Genomic DNA, 11,114 nt, shown 5'->3' with positions numbered 1-11,114 from the left:
CGTGCCTCCCCCCAGGGGGGGATGGAGAATGGGACGGCCCCACCCCTGCCGGCGCTAAAAAAACGGCCCCGCGGGGCCGTCATGCATCCAACAACCGTACTTCGCTCCCGACCGGCACTCGCCGCCTGTGGGCCCCGGTTCGCCTGGGACCCTACACGGCCTCGATGACGGACCCGCAGGTGGAGCAGCGGGTCTTTCTGCCGGTCAGCTTGGTGATGTTGCCGCAGTTCACGCAGAGGGTGTAACCGGGCGGCAGGTCGGTATCAGCGCCCCTCTGCACCTGTCGGTTCCGCTCGCGGATGGATTGGGCGATGTCGGAGAGCTTGCTCTTCGACCGGTCCCGGCTCTGCTGTCGTCTGGCCGCCGTCTCCTCTTCCGTGTATTCCACATCGCCCCCCGGCTCCATCTCGACCTCGACATATTCACCTTCGGTCTTCGCCTCCCGCTTGCGCCGGGCCATGATCTCGCTGACCGCACGGCGGTGCTCTTCCTCGTCCATCGTAGGCGCCTGGTTGGTCTCGAAGGACGTCTCCGAATCGGCGCTTGTCTCACCGGTGTCGAGACCGTAACGGTACGGACGATGGGAGGTTTGTGAGGAGAGGGGGGAGGAGGCGGGCTGGGAACTCGAGGAGGAGCCGCCGCCCTGCGCCGCTCCCTTGGCGTTCTTCACCGCCCGGCCGATGATGGGGACGACGACGAAGATGAGGATGAGCGGGATGATGAAACCGGGGAGGAAGTCTCCCTCCCCGCCGGAGACCAGGAAGGCCACCACGCCGCCGACCGCGACGAGCACGATGACGGCGGTGACGATGCCGACGTTGCACCCGGTGTTCTGGTTGGGGGTCATGGTCACGGTTGAACGGTTGGAAAGTGTTCGGGTGGATTATAGGCCGTCCGCGGACCCTTGGCAAGTCCCCAAAAAAGAGGAGCCCCGCGGGGCTCCTCTATCGTGTATTGGGCCGTATTACCTGGCTACGACCAGCCGGGTGGTCAGGGTCCCGTCGGCGGTGACCAGGCGGGCGATGTATACCCCGGCCGGGGCGTCGGTCGCGTCCCAGGCTACCGTGTGACGCCCGGCGGTCAGCTCACCCGACGCGGGTGTAGCCACCCGGCGGCCGGCGATGTCGTAGACCACCAGCTCGACCGCGCCGGTCTCCGGCAGGCCGACGTCGAAGCGGACGACGGTCGAGGCCGGGTTGGGGTAGGCCGCGGAGAGGGTCGTCCGGAAAATTTCCCCGAGGGTGGAGACGCTCACCGGGCCGTAACGCACCGCGGTGCCGTCGCCGGCGACCAGCTCGAGGTAGTAGTCGTTCGCTCCTTCGGCTTCGCGGTCCAGGTAGCGGCCGAGCGTCTCCGGGACGAGGGCGCTCGAGTTGAGCCGGTCCGAGCTACGGTAGAGGTTGACGCCGACCAGCCCGCCGGTGTCTTCCAGACGCCAGGAGAGGAGCACGCCGTCCTCCCCGGCCGTGCCGGTGAACTCGGTCACGTCGGTGCTCACGTCGTCGTCCACCGTCGTGGTGCCCTCGAAGGGCCAGCCGTTCTGGGCGGTGACGGTGACGTGCATCTGGCCGGGCTCGGAGGGATCGGGGTAGAGGATGACCTGGCCGCCGGGACCCGTCCTGTCGGCCACGTGACAGTCGTCCTCCTTGTAGAGGCAGACGAGGGCGCCATTCACCGGCGAGCCGCCCATCGTGACGTTCACGGTGAAGCCGCCGTGGCTCCAGTGGTCGGGGTACTGCACGGCGAGGTCACCCATCTCGTCGGTCCAGCCCACGGTCTCGTTGGGCCCGAGGACGTTGTTCTCGTAGATGCACCAGCGGTAGTACGCGGCACTGCCGTAGCCCTTGGAGGCCGGGACGAAATAATTTTTCATGTCGGCCAGGGCGTAGCCGAAGTTGGTCTTGGCCTCGCTGAACATACTGCAGAAGAACTGCTGGTCAATCAGGTCGCTGGGTCCGAATCCGGGCGACCCTTTGATGTACCAGCCGTAGCGCGAGTTCATGATGGTGGCGACCATCCCGCCCTCCGGGGCCAGGACGATCTGCTCGGCGAAGCACCGGGGGCGGTCGAAACCGCCGCACATGCAGCCGATGGAGTTTATCCAGCCGAGCTTGTCGCCGTTGGTCAGGGCGTAGGCGTCGGCGCCCGACATGTTGGTGGAGCCGCAGCCGATGACGGTGTAGTTGGAGTGGGCGCAGTGGTTGACGACGGCGCAGTTGCCGGCGTTCATCTGGGCGATGACGGCGGCGCGGCTGATGGTGCCGAATTTCTCGTAGAGCTTGGTGACGGGGTCGAACTGCGACGGCAGGTAGAGCAGGTCCACGAGGTCCTTGGCGTCGCCGCCCGAGGTTTGGTAGTCCAGGTAGGCCCCCAGGAAGAGGGCGTCGGTGGTGTGGCCCGCCGGAATCTCCTTCTCGTAGGTCAGGGTCTTGGACACCACGGTGTCCACTAAGCTCGCAACCGTCACGGGGTAGCGGGAGACGTACACGTCGGGGAACATGTCGGGGTTGTCGGCGGGCCATTCGCCCCAGTATCCGTCCCCGTCGAGGTTCCACGTTCCGTCCAGGTCGGAGAAGTAGAGGTCGCAGGGGATGAGCTGGTCGTCCTCGGAGCAGCCGCCGATGACCACGTACCCCCGGCGCTCCTGGACGAAGTTGCAGTCGCCGCCCAGGACCACCCACTGGGTGGACCAGTTCTCATAGGCGTCTATGATGAAGTTCCGGATGCGCTCGGCGTTGTCGCGGCCGGTGTAGTTGTCGAAGATGTACTCCGTGGTGACGATGGCCGTGGTGTAACCCTTCAGGAGCTTCCAGTCCCTCAGGGGCTCGAAGCTCTCGACGAAAGCCGTCGGGGTTATCAGCACCCACTCGGCGGTGTCACCGAAATCGGGTGAGTCCACGCTGGGCTCGGGATGGGGGGTTCCGGTGAAGGACGGCTCCACCACCGGCACGGTCACGTGGACGTCCCAGGGGTTGAGGACCATGCTTCTCAAGTTTTCCAGGCCGAACTCCGCCACCCGCCGCGTCACCCGGTTGGGGACGCGCACCTCGTAGGACAGCGGTTCGGTCGTTATCTCGAACTCGATGCGGGTGATGACCGAGAGCTTGCCCGAGGCCGGCTCGTAGATGAAGGGGCTGAACTGGGCCGCGGCCACGCCGAAGCCCGAGATGTTGCCGCCCCCGGCGGCCGTCAGGGGGACGGCGGGGTAGGGGGCGCCGGAGGAGTAGATGCCGTCGTCGAAGACCGCCCGGAACTCGACGGGCCGGCTCACCGGCTGCGGGGTGTTGGCCGGCATGACCACGTAGAATCCCGGCAGCTCCTGCACGGTGAAGTCGGTCACGGTGACTTCGGCGGCGCCCAGACCGGCCGGAACACTTACGAAGAGCGGGATGGTGGGCAGCATCGGCACGCCCTCTTCGGTGGGGTACAGACCCTCGCCGACCGAGGGGATGATATAACCCTCGCTTTTGACCAGCTCGACGAGGTCGGGGTCAATCTCGTAGCTGTAGGCCAGGGCGAGGGTGGTGAGTAGCAACGTCAATAAAGCCAGCTTACGCAAGATTCCTCCTGGGGATTGGAGGGATGTTCAATTTTCGACGCGAGATGTGCGAACAGAGAACCGATACCAGAAAAAAGTACCGCAGTCAAGGGGAGATTACCCCGGCGGGGTGACGGCGGTCACAGGGTACGCCAGGAAGGCGTTCCCGGGAAGGAAGCGGAGGATGGTGGCCGGAACCCCGTCCGGCGTCCCCCCGAACCGCCGGTACCCCTGCACGGCGCTGGCGACGAAGGTCTCACTCGGCGGTTTGCCCAGCTCGATGAGCCGGGCGATGAGCTTGAGCTCGCAGCGGTAGACCAGGAGGTTCTCGTAGTCCGAGTAGGTCACCTCCACGGTCGAGTAGGCGTGGGGCAGGGTGTGCAGCGTCTCGTGGTAGGCCAGGCAGTAGAGGTCGGAGGGGTTGGAGACGGCCGCGGAGCCGATGGGCCTGAGGTGGATCTGACAGACCAGGTCGCCGGTGGCGGGATCCTCCTTGAAGGGGCTGCAGCTCCCCAGGTTCACCCAGTGGCTGAACCCGGGGTTGTTCTCCAGGGCGGGGTCGTCCCCCACGGCTATCCTGACCTGCCGTTTACCGGCGGCGGCGACCAGCCGGAGGGGCGACAGTTTCAGTATGGCCCCGGCCAGCCCCTCGTACCTCTCGGGATCGGGGAGACTCTCGGTGGCGTAGAGGTTGCCCGTGAGGACCACGTTGGACGACTCCTCCGTCGCGTGGGAGAGCTCCTTGGCGTAGAGGTGGCCCGCCATCCACAGCACGGCGACCAGCAGGGCGACGAAGACCCCCTGCCGCGCCCGGTGCCGGGCGAGGAGCCGGGTCAGCTTCCTCAGCGGGTCCCTCCTGCGCTCGTGTTTCACTACCGCCACCCCGGCCTCCGGTTCCGACTGTATGTACACACCATTATATATCCCCGCGGGCGGATGTTTCAAAGCCCCGCCGCCATCCGGGCTAAAGCCTCCAGGACGGCGAAGGGGCGGACCCGCGCCCACGTGTAAGCCGCGGCGTACCTCTGCGCGTCGCCCCCGTGGAAGAGTAGCGGCAGCCGGTCCGGCGGCAGGCCGACGTTTTCGGCGTACCCCGCTAAGAGCCTCGCCACGGCCGCCTCGACCTGGACCCGGGCGCCCAGGCGCAGGCACCCCTCGGTGGTCGAGCCGAGGGTCGCGTCTATCGGCGCGTCGGCGGGCTCCAGCTCGGGCAGGGTTCTCAACTCCCCCAGCCCGGTGAGGATGATCCCCTCGCCGGCCAGAATCGCCCCCCCGGCGAACACAGGTTCGCCGTCCCGGACCCGCACCAGGTCCACGGTCACCGCGGTCCCGCAGCCCACTGCGGCGACGGGCGCGCCGAGAATTTCCACCGCGGCGTGGGCCGCCAGCACCCGGTCGTCGCCCAGCCCCTCCCCGTACAGGGCGGCGAGGGGGCACCGCTCCCGGGCACTCGCCGGCTCTATTCCCCGCCGGTCGAGCCAGCCGCGCAGCGCCTCGCGGGACGGGGGGTGGGTGGAGACGCCCAGGGCGCCGGAGATCCCTTCGAACTCATCGAGCGCCGCCCCGGGGTCGGCGGCGAAATCCCCCGCATCCTGCACGCGGACCGGCCCCAGTACGCCCTCGGCGACGCGGGCTAGCTTGACCCGGGAGTTGCCAAGATCGAAAACAAGATATACCATGGGGACAGCATAGCAATCGTGGGATTTTCCCACAAGGAGGAAAAAATGCCGAAGAAGATAGCGGTAATACTGTCCGGCTGCGGCGTCAAGGACGGCGCCGAGATCCACGAGGCCGCCTGCGCCCTGTTGGCGATAAAGAAGGCCGGCGCCGACTACGTCTGCTTCGCCCCGAACAAGCCCCAGCACGACGTCGTGGATCACCTCAAGTCCGCCCCCACCGGTGAGCGCCGCAACGTGCTGACCGAATCCGCGCGCATCGCCCGGGGCGACATCCGCGACCTGGCCTCTTTCGAGGCCGCCGAGTTCGACGCCCTGGTCATTCCCGGCGGTTTCGGCAGCGCCAAGAATCTCTCCGACTACGCCTTCAAGGGCGCCGGCGCCACGCCGGACCCCCAGTTCGCCGCCGCGGTCAAGGCCATGCACGCCGCGGGCAAGCCGGTGGGCGCCATCTGCATCACCCCCGTCGTGGTGGCCAGCATCTTCAGGGGCACCGGCGTCTCGCCCACCCTCACCATCGGCACCGACCCCGGCACCGCCGCCGACATCGAGGCCATGGGCTCCAGGCACGTCGAGTGCCTCCCCACGGACTGCGTGGTGGACGAGGCCAACCGCATCGTCACCACCCCGGCCTACATGTCGGCCTCCCACATCGGCGAGGTGTACGAGGGGGTCTCCAAGCTGGTCAAAGAGGTCCTCCGGCTGGCGTGAGCCCGATTTCCGGCGCGAAACGTGGGCGGGGGCGCGTCCCTCGTCCCTGATGAGGAGCCGCGTGTACGTTTTTGGACCGGTGCCCAGCCGTCGCCTCGGGGTCTCCCTGGGGCTCGACGTCACGCCGCGCAAGACGTGCAGCCTGAACTGCGTCTACTGCCAGCTCGGCCCGACGGACCGGCCCACGGTCGAACGCCGGAGCTTCTTCGAGCCGGAGGCGTTTTTCGCCGAGCTCGAGGAGCGGGCGCCGACCCTGCCGCACATTGACTACGCCACCTTCTCCGGTTCCGGGGAGCCGACGCTCAACGCGGACTTAGGCTATCTCATCGAGGGGGCAGGGACGATTCTAAAGGCGCCCGTGGCCGTCATCACCAACGGCACTCTCTGCTCCGATCCCGCGGTGCGGGCGGACCTCGCCCGGGCCGACCTGCTCCTGCCCAGCCTGGACGCCGCGAGCCAGGCGGTCTTCGAGCGCGTCAACCGGCCGGCGCCGGGCCTCGACGTTGAAGAGATCATCGCCGGGCTGGCGGCGCTCCGGGAGGAGTACGGCGGGGGAATCCACCTGGAGATTCTCCTGGTGGCCGGACTGAACGACACCGAGGAGGAGCTGGGGCGTCTGCGCGCGGCGGTGAGCCGCATCGGTCCCGACGTGGTCCACCTGAACACGGTGGTTCGGCCGCCGGCGGTGAAGTCCGCCCGGGCCGTCCCCGCGGACCGCCTGCTGGAGATTGCGGCGGGCTTCGACCCCCCGGCCGGGGTCATCGCCGATTACGCCGGCCCCGTCACCCGCGCGAGGGCCCTGGACCTGGAGGCCGAGATTTCCACGTACCTCCTGCGCCGACCGGCGAGGGCCGCGGACCTGGCCGCCGTTTTCGGCTGCGACGAGCGCGCGGTGAAGGGCGCCCTCAAGGAGCTGGCCTCCCGGAGTCTGGTCCGGCTGCAGCGCCGGGGCGGGGAGACGTACTACACCCATGCGGAGGGGGAATCTTGAGCTACGAGGAGCTCCTGCGTATCATCCGGGACAGGCGGAGCGTCCGCCGCTTTAGGCCCGACCTGGTTCCCTCGGAAGACGTCGAGAAGATGCTCGACGCGGCGCTGTGGGCCCCCTCGGGGAGCAACACACAGCCCTGGCTCTTCACCGCGGTCACCGACCGGACCGTCATCGCCCGGGCGGCGGACCTCGTCCGGCTGGAGGTCGAGCGCGTATCCCTGGAAGCGCCCGGTTTCGCCGAAACGGGGAAAGGCCTGACGCGCTGGGGCACATTCTTCGAGTGGGCGCCGCTGGTCTTCTTCGTCGCGGGGAGGCGGGAGCAGTCCTCCTGGCGAATGAGGCTGGCCGAGGTTTTCCCAGGACACCCCGCCGCGGGGGAGAGCCTCTCCTGGCTCGTCGGTTGCGCCGCAGCCGTCCAGAACCTCCTCCTCGCGGTCCACGCCCTGGGCTACGGCGCATGCTGGATGGGCGCCCCCCTGGTGGCGCGGGCGACGCTCGAGTATCTGCTGGAGCTGCCCGAGGGGTACGAGCTTCTGGCGGTGGTTCCTGTGGGTCGTCCCGCCGAGGAGCCGTCCGCACCCCGGCGCCGCCCGAGGGGGGAGACGGTCCGGCTGGTGGGCTGAGCTGACGAGTCTTAAATAAATAGAGTATCAATAGCTTTACCCACGGATTTTCGCTTGACGGGGAAATCCAAACGGGCTAGTATCCCCTACGGCTATTCGACACCCCCCCGGTAGGGAATCAGGCCATCGAAGGAGGAGTCCATGGCGTATGTGATTACCGACGAGTGCGTGGAGTGCGGGGCTTGCGTGCCCGAGTGTCCGGAAGAGGCCATCTCCGAGGGCGAGCCCTACGTGATAGATCCCGAGCTCTGCACCGATTGCGGCACCTGCGCCGAGGTCTGCCCCACCGAGGCGATCATCCCCGGCGAGTAGCCCGCGCCGGTATCGCTGCCGAATAGCGAGTGGAATTCAAGGGGCCCGAGAGGGTCCCTTCAACGCAATGCACGAAGTCCGGGGGGCCCGAAAGGGTCACTACATTTTAGCGAGTGGAATTCAAGGGGCCCGAGAGGGTTCCTTCGTCACAGCGCGTGAAATTCAGGGGGCCCGAGAGGGTCCCTTTATTGTGCTGTAGGTGAGCGGTCGTGTGGCGTCCCCGGCGCATAATAAATAAAACACGGTGAGTCGAGGCCCCCCTTCGTCGTCCAACAGGTCCGGTTTTTTCATTTTTATGTGACGGGGCCCCTTGACAGACTGCAATGTGGTTACTATTTTAGGCGCTCGGCCACCCTAGCCGGGGCGCTAGCGGTGCCCTCGCGGCTTCGGCCGTGCCAGCAATCCGCTATAGGCTGGGGCGAACGCCCGGCGAGGCGCAGGCGGACCGGTCACCGCGGTCGGGGCTGCGGCGTTGATGGCCCGGATCCCCGCATCCGGCAAAGGGTCGGGAACTTTTCCGACCGTCCCCGAACCCCGTCAGGCCCGGGAGGGAGCAGCGGTAGGGGTGCGCGGGAGTGCCGGGGACGATCCGGACCGGAGCCGTGGAACCGTCGGCGGAGCCGGTGGCGCGCGTCGGACCGGCGCCGGGTGGCCGTTTTTTAAACGGACCCACCGGAATTATTTGCAACTCAGTTCCGTACTTCTTTTAGATTTCGCACCGTACCGAAGTTGTCCCGAGCGATCCGATCGGCGGGGCAAGAATCTCCGGACCCTGGAGGCCCTGACCGTCGGGATAATCGGCACGCCGGACGTTGCCGATCTGAATCGGTGACAATCTTGACTGAACGTAGAACCGCACCCGCCGTGTCTTTTTGTTTTTCAGAGAGGCTTTTTTGTTTTTTATGGCTGATTCGTCACTTATCGTGCGCGGGGATTGACGAATCGGCCGGTGCTCGGTTATTCGTCTCCGGAAAAAGCACCTTTTACGCCAGCACGTCAATTTGGTAGGGTCATCTACAAACAAATAATGCAGGTTATTCGGTAAACAGGTGTCTGAATTAGCTTTTGCCAATGTATTTGCCATGTTTACCGATTCGTGTTAGCTTTTTGCTTTCCATAGGGCGCCGGCGCTGAGAAGCCGGCCGAAAGACGAACCATGCGGCTCCCACTCGGAAAGACTCTCCTGCCCAACCTCCCGCCGCAGAACCGGACGCTGTTCCAGCTTCTGCGGGCCTTCACCGTGAGCGGTTTCCGGGGTTACATCACACAGCACAAAGACGGGTCGTGTTTTGCTGTCCTGTGCCAGGGCGGGATCCCCGTCTCCGTGGTCACCCGCTGCGATTCGGGGGAGACGCTCTCGGGGCAGACTGTGGCCCAGCGGTTCTCCTCCGAGCTCGCGTGGGAAAACTGCCGGTTCGTCGAGCTGGACCAGAAGTCCCTGGATAAAGCCCGCATCATCTGCCAGGCGGACTGCTACGCCTCCGGCCTGGCGCCCACGTCCGCGGAGATGAACCGCTTCTACTCCGACTGCATCTCCGAGGGGCGCAACGGCCTGATCCAGCTCTACGACGAGGCCCGGGAGTTCTACGTCCCCATAAAACAGGGCCAAATCGTGGAGCGGCCCTCCGGCGAGGAGTACGATAACTTCCGCGCCCGGGGCGGATACAGCGTGGACCTCTACTGCTACCGCAACGGCCAGGTGGCCGACAAGCCGCTGTCGCTGGATAACTTCATCTCCCCCCTCTGGCTCCGCGACTTCCTCGTCCGTCAGCTCAACGCGAGCTTCAAGAAGTCCATCGAGCTGCTCCTCGATGAGCTCGGGACCGCCGAGATCGGCTCCGGGAACCTCGATCACTGGTTCAAACGGATCGGGGAGTTCCTCGAGACGTTCGTCTGCTCGTCTAGGCAGGCGAGGGTTTTTCTCGAAAAGGTCCGGGCGATGATGGAGAGCACCGAGGAGTTTCAGCACATCAGCCGGACCAATCCTTAAACCCATCGCGCGGAGGTGCAATGGACATCGTCCTCTACGTCATGAGCGGCCTGGGAATACTCCTGATGGCCTACGCCGTCTTCTCGTGCATCCGGCTGTACCGGATCGTGCCCGGCGGCAAGGCCAAGGGCGCCCTGGGCATTCTCCTCGTCCTCGTCGTCATCTTCCTCTTCGGCTACATCGCCGGCGCCGTGCTGCTGTTCAACATGGAGACGAATTTCGTCAAGGACGCCATCGTGTTCGGCATCTTCGACCTGGGCGCGGTCTTCGTCATCGTGGCGCTCGGCCTCATCCGGCGGATACTCACCTATTTCGAGGGGCGCAAGTCCTGACGCATCCGGTACGATGGGGGCCGAAAGGCCCCCTTTTTTTAATTATCCCAAAACCTTGACGCTCGGTTATTTTCGGACTAAATTAGCTATGTCAAGGAATAATCAGACGGATGGTGGCGTCATGAAAGCGCTTCATTCAACGGTAATCCTCCTGGTCCTGGCGTCCGTCTCCTCGGCCGGTGTGTGGCACACGGAGTTTGTGGACACCGATAGCAGCGTCAATTCAAATACTACCATCGCTTTGGATAGCGGGGACAGGCCCCGTATTTTATACTTTGACGACGATGATGACGCTTTAAAATATGCTTCATGGGATAATTATATGTGGAATATTGAAACTATAATATCCGGTAAACTGCGCTATTCTAATAATTCACTTGCATTAGATCAGGAAGGCAACCCGCATATTATATTCGCCGATGATAACTCAATTATATACGCATACCTGGTGGATGCGAGCTGGCATTTTGAGACGATTGGTTCCGAATATGGCATGGGCGCGGATCTTTCCCTTGCCCTGGATTCGGATGATAAACCTTATGCATCTTATTATAACTACAGGTTGTGCGACCTGAAGCTTATATACTGGGACGGTTATCAATGGAGAATTGAAACAGTGGACTCCGAGGGGGACGTAGGCATGGAGCTTTCGCTCGAGCTCGACGGTTACGACCGTCCCCACATCTCTTATTACGATTTTGATAACAAAGACCTCAAATACGCATACTTCAACGGTTCCGAGTGGTGCATAGAAACCGTGGATGCGGAGGGTCAGGTAGGTCCTTATTCTTCTATCGCAATTGATTCCCAAGACAGGCCGCATATATCCTATAGATACTCTGACGGTTCGACCACGGACTTGAAGTACGCCCGTTGGGACGGCGTCCAGTGGAGGATTGAAACAGCCGACGCCGAAGGTGATGCGGGGGGGTATACCTCTA

Annotated in this window: 11 protein-coding genes; 7 read left to right on the top strand and 4 right to left on the bottom strand. The window is 64.6% G+C overall.

Annotation, left to right across the window (positions count from 1 at the left end; all coding sequences use genetic code 11):
* Window positions 1-151: 151 nt before the first annotated feature.
* From VM054_10815 to VM054_10800, 4 genes are all read right to left on the bottom strand, one after another.
* On the bottom strand, window positions 152-847 hold the full coding sequence (locus VM054_10815; GenBank protein HUT99548.1) for a hypothetical protein: 696 nt from the start codon (window positions 845-847) through the stop codon (window positions 152-154).
* A 117-nt stretch (window positions 848-964) separates the two neighbouring features.
* A complete protein-coding gene (locus tag VM054_10810; GenBank protein ID HUT99547.1) occupies window positions 965-3,559 on the bottom strand; it encodes a C25 family cysteine peptidase in 2,595 nt (864 codons plus the stop codon).
* A 96-nt stretch (window positions 3,560-3,655) separates the two neighbouring features.
* Window positions 3,656-4,420, bottom strand: a complete 765-nt coding sequence (locus VM054_10805) for a hypothetical protein (protein HUT99546.1) — start codon at window positions 4,418-4,420, stop codon at window positions 3,656-3,658.
* A 59-nt stretch (window positions 4,421-4,479) separates the two neighbouring features.
* Window positions 4,480-5,217: a type III pantothenate kinase gene (locus VM054_10800; protein ID HUT99545.1), complete on the bottom strand. Its 738-nt coding sequence runs from the start codon at window positions 5,215-5,217 to the stop codon at window positions 4,480-4,482.
* A 45-nt stretch (window positions 5,218-5,262) separates the two neighbouring features.
* Between VM054_10800 and elbB the strand changes: the two genes are divergently transcribed.
* The 7 genes from elbB to VM054_10765 form a co-directional block, all read left to right on the top strand.
* Window positions 5,263-5,925: an isoprenoid biosynthesis glyoxalase ElbB gene (gene elbB / locus VM054_10795; protein ID HUT99544.1), complete on the top strand. Its 663-nt coding sequence runs from the start codon at window positions 5,263-5,265 to the stop codon at window positions 5,923-5,925.
* 61 nt (window positions 5,926-5,986) lie between these two features.
* Window positions 5,987-6,916, top strand: a complete 930-nt coding sequence (locus tag VM054_10790; protein HUT99543.1) for a radical SAM protein — start codon at window positions 5,987-5,989, stop codon at window positions 6,914-6,916.
* Window positions 6,913-7,539 carry a nitroreductase family protein gene (locus VM054_10785; protein HUT99542.1) on the top strand — a complete coding sequence of 209 codons (627 nt, stop codon included), beginning with the start codon at window positions 6,913-6,915 and terminating at the stop codon, window positions 7,537-7,539. The genes VM054_10790 and VM054_10785 overlap by 4 nt, the downstream gene beginning before the upstream one ends.
* 141 nt (window positions 7,540-7,680) lie before the next feature.
* Window positions 7,681-7,851, top strand: a complete 171-nt coding sequence (locus VM054_10780) for a 4Fe-4S binding protein (GenBank protein ID HUT99541.1) — start codon at window positions 7,681-7,683, stop codon at window positions 7,849-7,851.
* A gap of 1,156 nt (window positions 7,852-9,007) precedes the next feature.
* The gene (locus VM054_10775) at window positions 9,008-9,841 is read left to right on the top strand and encodes a hypothetical protein (protein HUT99540.1); all 834 of its coding nucleotides are present in this window, start codon (window positions 9,008-9,010) and stop codon (window positions 9,839-9,841) included.
* Window positions 9,842-9,861: 20 nt separating this feature from the next.
* Window positions 9,862-10,173: a hypothetical protein gene (locus VM054_10770; GenBank protein HUT99539.1), complete on the top strand. Its 312-nt coding sequence runs from the start codon at window positions 9,862-9,864 to the stop codon at window positions 10,171-10,173.
* 121 nt (window positions 10,174-10,294) lie between these two features.
* The coding region (locus VM054_10765; GenBank protein ID HUT99538.1) for a carboxypeptidase regulatory-like domain-containing protein at window positions 10,295-11,114 on the top strand (820 nt) is incomplete at its 3' end.

It is taken from the genome of bacterium (assembly GCA_035528375.1).
In the GTDB taxonomy this organism is placed as follows: domain Bacteria; phylum RBG-13-66-14; class RBG-13-66-14; order RBG-13-66-14; family RBG-13-66-14; genus RBG-13-66-14.
The sequence above is the reverse complement of the archived record's forward strand: the minus strand, read 5'-3'. Positions and strand labels throughout refer to the sequence as shown.